The sequence below is a fragment of the Blautia wexlerae DSM 19850 genome (assembly GCF_025148125.1).
Classification (GTDB): domain Bacteria; phylum Bacillota; class Clostridia; order Lachnospirales; family Lachnospiraceae; genus Blautia_A; species Blautia_A wexlerae.
Genome location: NZ_CP102267.1, coordinates 2997284 through 3013373, shown reverse-complemented (window position 1 = coordinate 3013373; position 16090 = coordinate 2997284). Strand labels below are relative to the sequence as shown.

Sequence of the window (16090 nt, the reverse complement as noted above, 5' to 3'; positions counted from 1 at the left end):
TCATAATAACTGGATTTTTTATTTGCATCAGCAGATTTTCAGCAGATTTTCAAAGGAGAAAATCTCTTTTTCAGACATTAATTCTTCAAATCTGTTCAGGTTAAGATCTGAGTGTTCCAGTTCTCTTGAAAACTGATAACAGATACGGATCTGGTCATCCAGCTTAAACTGCCGGTTGTTTTTCAGATAGGTTCCCACATTTAATTCATGGATGAACAGGGTGCACACAACTGCCATTTTCACCTTGGCGAAGATCTCATCATCATAAACTGCACCGCAGAAATAGGTATAGATCCAGTAAACAAGAAGCTGTTCCTCCTGAATCTGCCAGTCCGGATAAGAGAAATCAAATTCACTTTTCTGCCAGGAATAAAGATTTCCGGAGTCAGACTGCGGATCTGTATTTCCATTATACAGTGGAGTCAGACAATTCTTTAAGTATTCCTGCCATCCCGGGCGCAGAACCTCCATTTCCGGGACAACAGTTTTCCACATTTTTTTAAATAATTGTTCTGGTGTATTTGCGCAGGCAGATGCAGCAGAACTGTTTTCTATGTTATCTGCATTTATACGAGAGTAAATTTTGTTGCAAAATCTATCTCCGTATCCGGAATCTTCATGTCGTTTTCGCATTTCTTCCCATTTAAAGAGTTCATTTTTATTTACACATAACTGGAAATCATGTGCAGCAGCCAGAAGTTTCCACAGACGTTTCTGCATGGGTACAGCTCTGTCCTGGATGATATCTATAAGCATATTACGGGTGTCCATAAGTGCAGTGAACAGGAAATAATCAAAGTCATCATAGACTTCTTCTTTTGCCTTTTTTTCTTTTGTGATAAAGTGTACCTTTTCTTTTTGGGAAAGTAAAATCCTTGCTGCCTCCGGACAGGAGAGCGACAGGGAAATCTCACGCAGACCTTCAAATTCTTCAATATGTCTAGGATAATTTCTGCAGGTTCTGCAGAACATTTCCGGTCCTGCTTCTGTGTAGATATCACACAGGTTCTCTTCGTTGAGAAAAGCACAGCGTCTGTTATACTGGCGGAAAACATGTTGTTTCCAGTCAATATCATTGTGCAGGCGATTGCGGAACGGACCTTTAAAGTGCTGGTACTTCTTCAGTGTCTGATCGTCAATCACGATCTGCCATCCTGCGCAGCAGGTATCCGGACAGGCTCCTGCAATGCAGGAAAATTCTTTATAGTAGTTTGGAAATGTGTATTGCATGATATTAAATAGGATCCTTTCTTTTTTTCTTAAGTTTACGGTAAGTTCCTGCAGTCATGCCACAGGATTTGCGAAAGCTCTGGGAGAGATAACTCTGAGAGGAGAATCCTGTGAGATGTGCAATATCTGAAATCCCGTAATCAGTATTTTCCAGAAGCTCCTTGCACACTTCGATGCGTTTCCGGTTCAGATAATTGATAGGAGAAATCCCATAATATTTTGTAAATTCATGACTCAGATAATACTTATTAAGATGACTGAGTTCTGAGAGGTGATCCAGAGTAATATTTTCTCCGTAATTGGAGTCAAGATAACGCTTAATATGAGCGCATTCTTTACTTGGATGCTGGGCGGTGATCAGTTCAAATGGTGAATCCGTAATGCGCCGAAGCTGCAGGATCAGAATATCCAGCATATGACTGCAGATGGTTTCATATCCTTCAGACTGTCTGTCCAGCTCCTGAAACAGAGAATTAAAGTAAAATAACAAATCTGTTTTCTTTTCACGACAGTTAAAAATGCGATACTCTTTATGACCGTTAAAGGAAAAACATAGTCCATCCACACCTACAGTAAAATAACTCAGAGGAGGACTCCCTTTGGAGATTTCAGTGTGATTGATATGTGGATTAATGATGACCAGATCGTCCTTTGAGATTGGGAAAATCTGATCCTCGATCAGAAAATCTCCCTGACCGTCACGTACATAGAACAATTCTGTAAAGGCATGAGAGTGAGGAATACTGGGCCAGTCACCCTCGTAGCGGGAAGAAGAGGTATTTAAAAGTGTAATATTTTGAGCTGTTGGGTGTTCGGGGCTGAAACGAAATGATTGTGAGCTCATGGCAGATTCTCCTTTCTTCTGTTTACGGCAGATGAGTATATTTGTAGCAATTTTGTTGGCGGATTCTGAATGATAGTATTTTATATCGCAAAAGATATAACTGAGATTCTTCAGGATAATTAGAATAAGTGCATAAAAAATGATAAAAATAAAATCAACATCAGTTATTAAGGTAAAAAATAGAAGGCTTTTCAGATAGCTGATAACATATTTTCTATAATACCATAATTTTTTTGTAAGAGCAAGATTTCTAAAAAACAAAGCAAAAAGTGAATTGAAAAAAATTTTGAAAGAAAGTATTTTATAAACAGATAGACTGAAAATAATGTGATTACAGAAGCGAACGGACAGTAATTATCCGCTTGTCAGCAAAATGAAGGAGGTAACAGAAAATGGGAAAAGGTCGTGTAACCATACCAACTGACCTGGATGTAGTTCCACAGACACTGGAAATGATAGAAGAGTGGGGCGCTGATGCTATACGTGACTGTGACGGAACAGAATTTCCGCAGAAATTAAAAGACACAGGTGCCAAAATTTATGCAACCTACTATACAACCCGTAAGGACAATGCGTGGGCGAAAGCACATCCGGAAGAAATCCAGCAGATGTATATTATGACATCTTTCCATACAGCGGTTGCAGATACACTGGAGATTCATCTGATGGATCACCTCTATCCGGATATGCTTGCAGTCAACACAAGAGATGATATCCGCAGATGGTGGGAAGTAATGGATCGTACCACAGGAGAGCCGGTACCGACAGATCAGTGGTCATATGAAGAAGAGACAGGAAATGTAGTGATCTTATCTGCGAAACGCTTCCATGAATATACTGTAAGTTTCCTGGCATATATTATGTGGGATCCTGTACATATGTACAATGCAGTAGTAAATGACTGGAAAGACGTAGAACCGCAGATTACATTTGATGTGCGTCAGCCAAAAACAAAAGCTCATTCCCTGGAACGTCTGCGCAGATTCCTGGATACTCATGAGTATGTGGATGTTGTGCGCTTCACTACATTTTTCCATCAGTTTACTCTTATATTTGATGAACTTGCAAGAGAGAAATATGTAGACTGGTTTGGCTATTCAGCTTCAGTCAGCCCATATATTCTGGAGCAGTTTGAGAAAGAAGTGGGCTATCCTTTCAGACCGGAATATATCATTGACCAGGGATACATGAACAATACCTATCGGATTCCCTCAAAAGAATTCAAAGATTTCCAGGCATTTCAGAGACGCGAAGTTGCAAAGCTTGCCAAAGAGATGGTAGATATCGTACATGAATACGGAAAAGAGGCCATGATGTTCATGGGAGATCACTGGATTGGCATGGAACCGTTTATGGACGAATTTGCATCTATCGGACTGGATGCTGTAGTTGGAAGTGTTGGAAATGGTGCGACTCTGCGTCTGTTCAGTGATATTAAGAATGTAAAATATACAGAAGGACGATTTTTGCCATACTTTTTCCCGGATACGTTCCATGAAGGCGGCGATCCTGTAAAGGAGGCAAAAGTGAACTGGGTAACAGCAAGAAGAGCAATCCTTCGAAGCCCGATCCAGAGAATCGGATACGGCGGATATCTGAAACTTGCCCTGGAATTCCCGGATTTTGTACAGTATATCAAAGAAGTCTGCGAAGAGTTCCGCACTTTATATGATAACATTCAGGGAACGACTCCTTATTGCGTAAAACGGGTAGCAGTCCTGAACTGTTGGGGAAAGATGCGCTCATGGGGTAACCATATGGTACATCACGCCATCTATTACAAGCAGAATTATTCTTATTTCGGAATTATCGAAGCATTAAGCGGCGCACCGTTTGATGTATCATTTATCAGCTTTGACGATATCAAAGCAGACAAAGATCTTCTGAAGAAATTTGACGTAGTGATCAATGTGGGAGATGCGGACACTGCACAGTCAGGCGGCGAGAACTGGATCGACGAAACAATCATCACAGCAGTCAGAGAATTTGTATATAATGGCGGTGGATTTATCGGTGTAGGAGAACCGGCAGCACATCAGTGGCAGGGCAGATTCATTCAGTTAGATGATGTACTTGGAGTAGAAGAAGAACATGGATTTAACCTGAATACAGATAAATATAACTGGGAAGAACACAGAGATCATTTCATCCTTAAAGATGCAGAAGGCGAGATTGATTTCGGTGAAGGTAAGAAGAACATTTATGCCTTACCGGAAACAGAAATCTTAATCCAGAAAGACCAGGAAGTGCAGATGGCTGTAAAGACTTTCGGTAAAGGAAGAGGCGTTTATATCAGCGGACTTCCATACAGCTTCAAGAACAGCCGCGTGCTTTATCGTGCAGTCCTTTGGTCAGCATCCGCAGAGGAAGAACTTCACTGCTGGTATTCAACCAACTACAATGTAGAAGTACATGCTTACGTAAAAAATGGAAAATACTGCGTAGTCAACAACACTTACGAACCACAGGATACAGTAGTTTACAGAGGTGATAGAAGCAGTTTCCGGTTACATATGGAGGCAAATGAGATCAAATGGTATCAGATATGAAAGATATCGGATAGATTTTATCTGTAAAATAGATTGAAAAGAAAGTCAGTGAAGAAATAACAGAACAGGTTCAGACGTGAGCAGAATGCTTTTGCCTGAACCTGTTTTGATGTGTCAATAAGTTGTTTTTTGAACAATCTTGCGTTTGAATTTCTTATTTACGCATTGTTGTCGGTCGCTGTAGCCACCGGCATATAATTATTTGATTAAGCTGTTATCATCAAAGTAGTTGATCTGCATTGCCGAACGAACATCATGAAGTGTCTGTGCAGCTTTTGCTTCAGCAATCCTGCTTCCCTCTTTGAGGATATCATATACATCATCAAGATGCTGCTCCCAGTATTTACGTCTCTCGCGGATTGGAGAAAGCTCTGCCTGGAGTACTTTATTCAGGAATTTCTTAACCTTGACATCACCCAGACCGCCGCGTGTATAATGAGCTTTCAGTTCATCCAGATTCTGATATTCAGGCAGGAACTCTGCGAAATATTCCGGTTTACAGAATGCATCCAGATAAATAAATACAGGGTTTCCTTCCACACGTCCCGGATCTTCCACACGAAGATGATTTGGGTCTGTGAACATGGACATAACCTTCTTCTTAACATCAGCTTCTTCATCTGAAAGGTAGATGCAGTTTCCGAGAGATTTGCTCATTTTTGCTTTTCCGTCAATACCTGGCAGACGTAAGCATGCTTTATTGGATGGCAGAATAATCTCAGGCTCTGTCAGAGTTTCACCATAAACAGTATTAAATTTGTGGACGATCTCCTTGCACTGCTCGAGCATTGGAAGCTGATCTTCGCCAACCGGAACAGTAGTAGCGCGGAATGCAGTGATATCTGCAGCCTGGCTGATTGGATAGCAGAAGAATCCAACAGGGATGCTTGTCTCAAAATTACGCATCTGGATTTCAGATTTAACTGTAGGATTACGCTGTACACGTGCCACAGTAACAAGGTTCATATAATAGAAAGTAAGCTCTGTAAGCTCCGGAACCATGGACTGGATAAAGATAGTGGATTTCTCAGGATCAATGCCGCATGCAAGATAATCCAGGGCGACCTGAAGGATGTTCTGGCGAACTTTTTCAGGGTGTTCAGCGTTATCTGTTAATGCCTGTGCATCTGCGATCATAATATAAATTTCATCATATAAGCCGGAGTTCTGTAAACGAACACGCTCGGATAATGAACCAACATAATGTCCAACATGAAGGCGGCCTGTTGGGCGGTCACCGGTTAAAATAATTTTGCTCATTTTGCTCTCCTAAAAGTAAATTTCGATTTTCCAGAGAGTTTCTGGAAATTCTCAGTTATCCCTATTATAAAGCCTGCGGATGTTACCGTCAATGATTTTGGGGGAATAAATGAGGATATAATGTTACTGTTGTTACTGTTCACACACCACTATCCCGCGAGGTGTTTTGGCATGAATATGCCAAAATCCCGAGACATACAAGCCAAAATTCCATTGCCGCAGGCAATCTGGAATTTTGGCTACGTTACTGAGAATGGAGTGAACAGTAACGATATAATTTTTTGAATAATTGCGCGTCGCATTCTCGTTACTTTAGTGATACTTTAGTGAGCTTTAGCCTGCAAATAAAAAGTCAATACTAAAATTGAAGAAAGTTAAAAAACTTTACAGGTTAAAAATTAGGCATTAAAATAAGGCCACCACAACCAGTGCTGGCCTGAAAGTAAAAGTTTTGAATTAGCTTGGATCAGGAAGAACAGAAAGATATTCTTTCACTCGTCCATAGTATATTCTGAGAAATTTATTAGCACCTGCAGTCATATAAACATAGTAAGGCTTACCCTGGGTGCGTTTTCTGTCCATGAATTGATATACAGGATCATCCTGAGGCATGGTTTTGATAAGAACATCCATTACTTGAAAAAGAGTCTTTCTTAAATTTGAAGATCCACGTTTGGATGTTGGGACGCTTTTTTGTGTATAGGAACCAGATTCGTTTACCCCAGGATCAACTCCGGCGAATGCAGCAAGGGCTCCTTTATGCGTGAATCTGGTTACATCACCGATCTCAGCCATAAGCTGTGGACCGAGAGATGGACCAATCCCTTTAAACTGCATGACAATTGAGTATTCAGGAAGCTTTGAGGCAGTCTCGTTCATGAGAGTGCGTATTGTTTCGACAGTAACGGAAGTACTGTTGAGCTGATCGATAGCTTGTCTGATGATATGTTTGGTTATTTCATTCTTAGGAAATACTGGAACAAGTTCCTTTGTTTTGGTGTAAATTTCTTCCGCTTTTGATTTATTGAAGGCATATTTTTTGCGCTTGCACCAGTTCTGATAATGTTCAACAAAAGCGTTTAGAGACATTTTACGAATGCAATCTACATGCCAGTATGTAGAGACAAAATCAACCCATTTCTGGGAACCATCACTGCGGGTGGGACTATTGAAATAAGTATTTGCATTTGGATAGGTCTGGTCAATGAGGCCAATAAGATTATTTTTCATAGCCGTTTTTTGTTTCACATAGAAATGGAACTGACGATTCATGACCTTTAGCTGAGCGCGTAATTCATTTGTAATACTATACGGTTCAAGACTTTGCCATTTGTCAAGAGCGTAGCAGGCAATCTTGACAGAATCAGCTTTGTCGGACTTGATTTTGCGAAGAGAATCGTTATTAAAATCTTTGACCAACTTGGGATTAACAGCACTGACAAAGAGATCTGCTGCTGAAAGCTGGTGAGCAAGTGCTTCGTAGTAGCGGCCGGTATGTTCCATTACAACCCGGGATTCACCTTCGATAGAATGAATAAGTTTAATAAGTGAATGGATATCACTGGATGTGTGCTTAATCTCAAAAGGAGAGGATACAATCTCCCCAAATGGTCTCAGAATTGTAACCATACTTTTACCTTTTGAAACATCGATACCTACTGCGTTCATAAATTTATCACTCCTTAAAAAATATTACTTAAATGAAAAACTAAATTCCGGTTTTGGACCAAATGCAAGAGTAAATTCCATATAGGTCGAAGTTACTTTTGCACACATATTTGCCATATTGTCTTTGATAATCATTACTCCGTATAATGTACTTGCAGCTGATTGCCTGCCTGTGCAGATTGGAGATAATTATGAAAAATAAAGGCAATCAGAAACATTTAACATTTGAACAGCGTGTTGATATCGAGAAAGGTCTTACTGAGAATAAAAGCTTCACTGAAATTGGACGGATTATTGGTAAAAATCCATCTACCATATCAAAGGAAGTACGTCTCCACGCACATACAAAAGAACGTCCGGATTCAGGTTACACTCACCCGCCATGTATTCATCGCAAGAACTGTAAGGTGACATGCTTGTGTGATAAGATGTGTGGCATTCATTGTAAGCTTTGCAGAAAACCATCCTTTCGCTGCACTGATATATGTCCCGCATATGAGACAGCTGAATGTGAGAAACTGAATAAACCTCCCTACGTATGTAATGGCTGTGGTAAAAAGACCCATTGTCTTATGCCCAGAAAGTTTTATTCATCCAAATATGCCCATGATGAGTACCGTAGCGTGCTAGTCGATTGCAGAGTCGGCATTAACCAGACTCCGGAAAGCATTCAATCCATGAATGATTTATTGGTTCCATTGATCAAGGAGAAGCATCAGTCCATCGGTCATATTTATGCTACTCATGCAGAAGAATTGGGTTGCTCCAGAAGAACACTTTACTCCTACATCAATGATTGTGTATTCGATGTCCGCAATGGTGACTTAAGACGTTCTGTACGTTATAAGAAACGCAAGAAACCTACACAGACCAGTGCAAAAGATCGTTCTTATCGTCAAGGTCATAACTACGAAAATTTCCAGAATTATATGAAAGATCATCCAGATATAAATGTTGTGGAAATGGACTGCGTGGAAGGAATGAAAGGCGAAAGCTGCGCCCTCTTGACCTTTACATTCCGCAACTGCAATCTTATGCTTATGTTCCTGTTGGAATATCAAGACCAGGAATGCGTGTTAGAGGTCTTTGTATGGCTTGAAACAGTGTTAGGACAGGATGCATTCAAAAAGCTTTTTCCGGTGATCCTCACGGATGGAGGTTCAGAATTCTCAGCTCGTGAAGAGATGGAGAAATTCTGTGACGGAAGTAAAAGCACGACGGTCTTTTACTGTGATCCATACAGCTTTTGGCAAAAAGGTGCCTGCGAAAAGAACCACGAGTATATCCGCTACATCCGTCCGAAAGGGAGTTCATTCGCTGATTTAAATGACGAGAAAGTCAGACTTATGATGAATCACATAAACAACGAAAAAAGAGACAGTCTTAATGGACATAGCCCATATGAACTCTCTCTTTTACTCTTGGACAACAAACTGCACAAAGCATTAGGATTAAAGGCAATCGCACCTGATGATGTTATGCTTAGTCCAAAACTTATAAAATAAAATAGTAAAGCACAGGCAGATTTCACTGCACCAGAATTTAGTCTTGCACATAAGGCATGTGGAATTTAGTCTCGCACACTATTTTCAGATGCCCGGTTAGTATGCATAAAAACATAAATCATGAGTGCTTACAGGTTTATTATAAGACAAAAAAATAGAATTGTTAAGGTGCATTACAGAATTTAATCCCGCATAGTTACTGAGATAATCCACAGCTGGAATTTAGTTTTTCATTTAAGTAATATAACCATAGGTAGTAGAAAAAACAACAGAATCTGAGAAAAGAGTTATCAGGGAGAAATAAAAATGCAGATAATATCCAGTTATGGTGTGGAATTACGAAAACAGAATATCCCAATCCGCCAGACACTGGAGATCTACCGTTCTGCTGTCAGCTATCTGATTGGGATTTATGTGCAGGTATGGGAAGAATTAGCAGAAATCCCGGATGCAAAGAGGCGTTTTAATGCTGCAGAACATCTGGTACATACTACGAAGAAAAACCATGCCTGTTTTGATTTTGATATCCGGTTCCCAAAGATGCCTTCCTATCTGCGCAGATCTGCCATCCAGCATGCACTGGGGACAGTATCCTCTTATAAAACACGGCTGGATCTATGGGAAAAGACCGACGGAAAGAGCGGGAAACCAAAGCTTGTATATGAAAACCACGCCATGCCGGTCTTCTACCGTGATGTCATGTATCGTGAAGGCGCGGAAGGGAAAGACGAAGCATACCTGAAACTCTATGACGGTCATGACTGGAAATGGTCCTGTGTACGTCTGGATCATACGGATATGGAATATCTGAGAAAATGCTGGTCAGGGAAAAAGGCATCTGCCCCGACTCTGGAAAAGAGACACCGGAAGTATTTTTTGCGTTTTTCCTATAAAGAGGAAGTAACACTTAACAAAACACCTGTGAAAGAACAGATTATCTGCAGCGTGGACTTAGGGATCAATACCGATGCAGTCTGTACGATCATGCGGGCAGACGGAACTGTCCTGGGAAGAAGATTCATAGATCATCCCAGTGAAAAAGACCGGATGTACCGTACATTGGGACGGATCCGCAGATTCCAGAGGGAACATGGCTCTGCGCAGACACAGGGAAGATGGGCATATACGAAACGTCTGAACACAGAACTGGGTAAAAAGACTGCAGGTGCGATTGTAAGATATGCGGAAGAAAACCATGCAGATGTGATCGTGTTCGAGTATCTGGAGATGCAGGGGAAGATATCGGGAAAGAAAAAACAGAAACTGCACCTGTGGAGAAAAAGAGATATCCAGAAGTGTTGTGAACATCAGGCACACAGGAAAGGGATGCGGGTATCCAGGATCTGCGCATGGAATACCAAAGAGACTGGCTTATGATGGTTCCGGGGCGGTAACACGTGACTGGGAAAATCACAGCCTCTGTACTTTCCAGACAGGAAAACGATATAATTGTGACCTGTCAGCATCCTATAATATAGGGGCGAGATATTTTATAAGGGAACTTTTAAAACCCCTTCCGGCAACGGAAAGGTCTTTACCGGAGGCAAAAGTCCCTCCTGTAAAGCGTAGAACCTCATGCGTTTATGCAGATCTGAGGAAACTCCATTCAGAAATGGAATGTTTAAAAGCAGCATAGATACAGGCAGATATACAGTGGACTACCTGTAATGTGGGAACCTGCCATATCTGGCATGGGAAATGCGCATAACTGCGTACCTAAGTTACAGGCGTATCCGCCGATATTCAGTCGGACGCCTAAAGCGTCTGGAAGCATGTGACTTCAGTCATGTGAGGCTCACTAATTATGCAATAAATACATTTACAGAATTGATAAAAAGAAAAGATTCTGCTAGAATAATAAAGAGTTGTACATTAAAAATTACACACTGATTAAGGATAAAATAAAAGGAGTATTTACTATGCCAGTATTTGATTTCAGCGGTGCTTCAGACAAGAAAACAGGCGTACAGTCTGAATGTACCTACACTACGTTCCAGTCCAATGAAAAGGAGACTTCCCCTGAGAAACCGATCATGATCCTGGATAACAGCAGCCGTCAGTGGAAACATCATTCCTGCGGTATTTTTACTAATCCGATTAAACGTACATCCTTTGAATTTAAAGAAGATGACGGCGTTTTCAGTGCAGATATTATCAGTATTGATTCAAGATTTGTAAGTCTTCTGAAATGGCTTGGGGAGAATCATATCAATGTGCGTCTTTCTGGAGAGAATAAAGAGAATGGTTATGCAGTTTATAAGATTCGTGAAACCGCTTTTGGCGGCGGCACGAAACTCTCCGCAGAGGACGGATTTCTTCAGTTTATGATCGAGAGACTTCTTGCAAGCAGTGCACCTGCAGAGCTTGTTGAGGATGAAGATGAGGAAGAAGCAGGGGACGAGATGAAGCTGACAAGCATTCAGAGCATCACTGATTTTATGACCTGCGCAGGCAGAACCCTGCCGGATAATATCCGTCTCTGGGCGAGAAGAAACCTTGCAGTTGCCCGTTCACACGAAGTATCTCCAGAGGAGAGACGTCATGCTCAGAGAGCACTTTCCATCATGATGAATGTACAGTGGAAGAGCAATTATTTTGAAGCAATCGATCCTCAGGAAGCCCGCAGGATCCTTGATGAGGAACTCTACGGAATGGAATCTGTAAAGCAGCGTATCATTGAAACAATCATACAGATCAACCGTACCCATACACTTCCTGCATACGGACTTCTCCTTGTAGGTCCTGCAGGTACAGGCAAATCTCAGATTGCCTATGCAGTTGCCCGTATTCTGAAACTGCCTTGGACAACTCTGGACATGAGTTCCATCAATGATCCGGAACAGCTTACAGGAAGTTCCAGAATCTATGCAAACGCAAAGCCCGGAATCATTATGGAAGCTTTCTCGGCAGCAGGAGAATCCAACCTTGTATTTATCATCAACGAGCTTGATAAAGCAGCGTCAGGTAAGGGCAACGGAAACCCTGCAGACGTACTTCTTACTCTGCTTGACAACCTTGGATTTACAGATAACTATATGGAATGTATGGTGCCTACAGTGGGCGTTTATCCTATTGCTACGGCAAACGATAAGTCCCAGATCAGCGCACCTCTGATGTCCCGTTTCGCGGTGATCGATATCCCGGATTATACATCAGAAGAGAAGAAGATCATCTTCTCCAAATACGTTCTTCCGAAAGTTTTGAAACGCATGAGCCTGAAAGCAGAAGAATGTGTAGTAACAGAAGACGGTCTGGATGCCGTCGTTGAATTGCATAAAAATACAAGCGGTATTCGTGATCTGGAACAGGCAGCAGAGCATATCGCAGCCAATGCCCTGTATCAGATTGAAGTAGATCACCTGACAGGTGTGACATTTAATGCAGAGATGGTAAGAGGGTTACTTTCCTGAAAAAAATCTTGACAGAGATAAAAGTTAAGAGTATACTGTCAGACATCAGCAAGGTAAATTGCAAAAATTGCTGATAAAAATAAAATAAGATCTTCAGGGCAGGGTGCAATTCCCTACCGGTGGTAAAGCCCACGAGCCGTAAGGTATGATTCGGTGCAATTCCGAAGCCGACAGTACAGTCTGGATGAAAGAAGATAACAGTAGAGATACAGAAGAATTAACTGATCTGTGAAAGCTGACTGCTCTGGAATAATTAATTTATTCCAGAGCTTTTTTATATGAATTAAAGTGATTTCAGTGATGAAATAAAGAGTCAGATTCATCGGAAGATAATTCATATCAAATATTAATTACCAAGCCCTGGATGTTGAAAGAACACCGGGGCTTTATTTTATGGAATTGTTATAAAAGAGCAGGAGATGATGGATTGAAAAACACAACGGATATGGAACAGGACAGGCAGTATATGAAAATGGCTTTGGAACTGGCGCAAAAAGGAATGGGTTTTACAGCACCTAATCCGATGGTGGGTGCTGTGATCGTTAAAAACGGAAGAATCATTGGCCAGGGATATCATAGAAAATATGGCGAACTTCATGCGGAGAGAGAAGCTCTGGCAGTGTGTACGGAAGAACCCAAAGGAGCATCTATATATGTTACTTTAGAACCCTGCTGCCATTATGGAAAACAGCCTCCATGCGTGAATGCAATCTTGGAGACCGGAATCAAACGCGTGATCATCGGATCATCAGATCCTAATCCGCTGGTTGCAGGAAAAGGAATCCGGATTTTGAAGGATCATGGAATTGAAGTAACAGAAAATATTTTAAAAGAAGAGTGTGATAAATTGAATGAAGCATTCTTTTATTACATCCAAAATAAAAAACCGTATGTGGTCATGAAATATGCAATGACTATGGATGGGAAAATTGCCGCTTATACAGGTGAATCCAAATGGGTGACAGGAGAAGCTGCCAGAATTCATGTACAGGAACAGCGACTGAAATATACAGGAATTATGGTCGGGGTGGGAACTGTGCTGGCAGATGATCCGATGCTCACCTGCAGACTGGAAAACAGCAGAAATCCTGTGCGTATTATCTGCGATTCCCATCTGAGAACACCACTGACATCTAAGATTGTAAGAACAGCAGTGACAATTCCTACAATCATTGCAAGCAGCAGTAAAGATCAGCAGAAGATAAAGAATTATGAAGAGCTGGGATGCCAGGTTCTGTATGTTCCGGAGAAAAACGGACACATAGATTTAAACAGATTAATGGAACTTCTGGGAGCTGCAAAGATAGACAGTATTTTGCTGGAAGGAGGGGGTTCTTTAAACTGGTCAGCACTGGAAAGCGGTATTGTTCAGAAAGTTCAGACCTATATAGCACCCAAACTTTTTGGAGGCGAAGAAGCAAAGACACCGGTGGAAGGAAAGGGATTTCCTGATCCTGCCAGTGCAGTATTATTAAAAAACAGCGAAATAACCAGATTAGGAGATGATCTTCTCATAGAGAGCGAGGTGAAGTGAAATGTTCACGGGAATTGTTGAAGAACTTGGAACTGTGAAAAAAATAAAAAAAGGAGCAAATTCAGCGGTATTCACGATACAGGCAGAGAAAATACTGGATGACCTGAAAACAGGAGACAGCGTAGCTGTAAATGGAATCTGCCTGACTGTAACAGCGTGTCTGAAAGATGGTTTTACGGCAGATGTGATGCACGAGACATTAAATCGTTCTGCACTGATTCAGCTTTCTCCGGGACAGCATGTAAATCTGGAAAGAGCAATGCCTGCAAATGGAAGATTTGGAGGACATATTGTCGCAGGACATGTGGATGGAACAGGAAAAATCACGGAAGTTCGCAGAGATGATAATGCTGTCTGGTATACCATTCAGGCTTCACCAGACATTATGAAATATATTGTGATAAAAGGTTCTGTGACAATTGATGGAATCAGCCTTACAGTGGCAAAAGTCTCAGAAACAGATTTTTCCATTTCTGCAATTCCTCATACAGTAAAAATTACCGTTCTTGGGGAACGTAAAGAAGGAGATATCGTTAATCTGGAGACAGACATAATTGGAAAATACGTGGAAAAATTAATAATACCTGTGAAAGAACAGCCGGTAAAAAGCAATATCACACGGGATTTCCTGAATAAGTATGGATTTTGACAGAATTAAGCAAAAAGCAGTTATTCGACTGGTGCAGAATTGTGCAGTGAATGCTTTATCTGCCTGACATGGACCAGATAAGCTGCCAATGCGAATGATTTTGCCCTCTTAACAGAAGAAAAATATATGGTATCAGAAAAATACATCGCATAAGGAGAGAAAAAATGAACGGATTTGATTCAGTAGAAGAAGCTTTGGAAGAACTTCGAAATGGAAAAATTATTCTGGTAACGGATGATCCGGACAGAGAAAATGAAGGAGATTTTATCTGTGCAGCAGAGTTTGCCACAACAGAAAATATTAATTTTATGGCTACCCATGGAAAGGGACTTATCTGTATGCCAATGTCTGAGGAATATGTAAGAAAACTGCACTTCCCGCAGATGGTAGCAGAAAATTCTGATAATCACGAAACGGCTTTTACTGTTTCCGTAGACCATGTCAGTACCAGTACAGGAATCTCCGCAGCAGAACGTTCTGTTACAGCCATGAAATGCGTAGATGAGAATGCAAAACCCGAAGATTTCAGACGTCCCGGACATATGTTTCCGCTTCTGGCAAAGAAGAATGGGGTGCTGGAAAGAAACGGACATACAGAGGCAACTGTAGATCTCTGCAGACTTGCCGGATTAAAACAGTGTGGCCTGTGTTGTGAAATTATGCGAGAAGACGGCACTATGATGAGGACCTTTGAGTTACGGGAACTTGCCAGAAAGTGGAATCTGAAATTCATAACGATCAAAGATATTCAGAATTACCGTAAATGCCATGATATTCTGGTGGACCGCGTGACGACTACAAAAATGCCTACCAGATACGGAGAATTTATGGCATACGGATTTGTAAACCGTCTTAATGGTGAACATCATGTGGCGCTGGTAAAAGGTGAAATTGGAGATGGAAAAGATGTTCTGTGCCGTGTGCATTCGGAGTGCCTGACAGGAGACGTGTTTGGATCTCAGCGCTGTGACTGCGGACAGCAGTTTGCAGCAGCTATGTCCCAGATTGAAGAAGAGGGAAGGGGAATACTTCTTTATATGAGACAGGAAGGACGAGGAATCGGACTGATCAATAAACTCCGTGCTTATGAACTTCAGGAACAGGGAATGGATACACTCGAAGCGAATCTGGCACTTGGATTTGCCGGGGATGAAAGAGAATATTATATAGGTGCGCAGATTCTGAGAAATCTGGGAGTAAAAGAACTGCGCCTGTTGACAAATAATCCGGATAAGGTTTATCAGCTGGAAGAATTTGGAATCAAGATCAAAAAGAGAGTTCCGATCCAGATGAATGCGACAGCATATGATCTGCACTATCTCAAAACAAAACAATTACGGATGGGACATATTCTGAAGTATTAAATGCGGCAGAGAATTTTTAACGTAACAATAACGTTACCGAAAATAAAACTTACTTTGTATAAAAACCTGTACAGGTT

The 16090-nt window shown here is 41.2% G+C and carries 12 protein-coding genes and 1 riboswitch; of the genes, 8 read left to right on the top strand and 4 right to left on the bottom strand.

Features of this window, described 5'->3' with window-relative positions; genetic code table 11:
* Nucleotides 1–27: 27 nt before the first annotated feature.
* The gene (gene fliB / locus NQ550_RS14000) at nt 28–1230 is read right to left on the bottom strand and encodes a flagellin lysine-N-methylase (RefSeq protein ID WP_025580054.1); all 1203 of its coding nucleotides are present in this window, start codon (nt 1228–1230) and stop codon (nt 28–30) included.
* 4 nt (nt 1231–1234) lie between these two features.
* Nucleotides 1235–2074: an AraC family transcriptional regulator gene (locus NQ550_RS13995; RefSeq protein ID WP_008704021.1), complete on the bottom strand. Its 840-nt coding sequence runs from the start codon at nt 2072–2074 to the stop codon at nt 1235–1237.
* Between the two features lie 392 nt (nt 2075–2466).
* Here NQ550_RS13995 and gnpA point away from each other — a divergent pair, with 392 nt between their 5' ends.
* Nucleotides 2467–4623 (top strand): 1,3-beta-galactosyl-N-acetylhexosamine phosphorylase, encoded by a 2157-nt coding sequence (gene gnpA, locus NQ550_RS13990; RefSeq protein WP_025580055.1) that lies wholly within the window; start codon nt 2467–2469, stop codon nt 4621–4623.
* A gap of 198 nt (nt 4624–4821) precedes the next feature.
* On the opposite strand, the gene trpS is transcribed toward gnpA, so the two are convergent.
* Both trpS and NQ550_RS13980 read right to left on the bottom strand, forming a co-directional pair.
* On the bottom strand, nt 4822–5883 hold the full coding sequence (gene trpS / locus NQ550_RS13985) for a tryptophan--tRNA ligase (RefSeq protein ID WP_025580057.1): 1062 nt from the start codon (nt 5881–5883) through the stop codon (nt 4822–4824).
* A 456-nt stretch (nt 5884–6339) separates the two neighbouring features.
* Nucleotides 6340–7551, bottom strand: coding sequence for an IS110 family RNA-guided transposase (locus NQ550_RS13980; protein ID WP_259837693.1), 1212 nt, complete (start codon nt 7549–7551; stop codon nt 6340–6342).
* A gap of 191 nt (nt 7552–7742) precedes the next feature.
* Here NQ550_RS13980 and NQ550_RS13975 point away from each other — a divergent pair, with 191 nt between their 5' ends.
* The 7 genes from NQ550_RS13975 to NQ550_RS13945 all read left to right on the top strand — a co-directional run bounded on the left by NQ550_RS13975 (nt 7743) and on the right by NQ550_RS13945 (nt 16013).
* A complete protein-coding gene (locus NQ550_RS13975; protein ID WP_173702612.1) occupies nt 7743–9056 on the top strand; it encodes an IS30 family transposase in 1314 nt (437 codons plus the stop codon).
* A 306-nt stretch (nt 9057–9362) separates the two neighbouring features.
* Nucleotides 9363–10433 carry an IS200/IS605 family accessory protein TnpB-related protein gene (locus NQ550_RS13970; RefSeq protein WP_259837692.1) on the top strand — a complete coding sequence of 357 codons (1071 nt, stop codon included), beginning with the start codon at nt 9363–9365 and terminating at the stop codon, nt 10431–10433.
* Nucleotides 10357–10692, top strand: a complete 336-nt coding sequence (locus NQ550_RS13965; RefSeq protein WP_259837691.1) for a transposase — start codon at nt 10357–10359, stop codon at nt 10690–10692. Before NQ550_RS13970 ends, NQ550_RS13965 begins: the two co-directional genes overlap by 77 nt.
* A 283-nt stretch (nt 10693–10975) precedes the next feature.
* A complete protein-coding gene (locus tag NQ550_RS13960; protein WP_025579508.1) occupies nt 10976–12466 on the top strand; it encodes an AAA family ATPase in 1491 nt (496 codons plus the stop codon).
* 85 nt (nt 12467–12551) lie between these two features.
* Nucleotides 12552–12666: riboswitch (FMN riboswitch) on the top strand.
* Between the two features lie 245 nt (nt 12667–12911).
* A complete protein-coding gene (gene ribD / locus NQ550_RS13955; RefSeq protein ID WP_029677053.1) occupies nt 12912–14000 on the top strand; it encodes a bifunctional diaminohydroxyphosphoribosylaminopyrimidine deaminase/5-amino-6-(5-phosphoribosylamino)uracil reductase RibD in 1089 nt (362 codons plus the stop codon).
* 1 nt (nt 14001) lies between these two features.
* Nucleotides 14002–14649, top strand: coding sequence for a riboflavin synthase (gene ribE / locus NQ550_RS13950; RefSeq protein ID WP_025579510.1), 648 nt, complete (start codon nt 14002–14004; stop codon nt 14647–14649).
* A gap of 164 nt (nt 14650–14813) precedes the next feature.
* Nucleotides 14814–16013 (top strand): bifunctional 3,4-dihydroxy-2-butanone-4-phosphate synthase/GTP cyclohydrolase II, encoded by a 1200-nt coding sequence (locus NQ550_RS13945; protein WP_025579511.1) that lies wholly within the window; start codon nt 14814–14816, stop codon nt 16011–16013.
* Nucleotides 16014–16090: the final 77 nt, after the last annotated feature.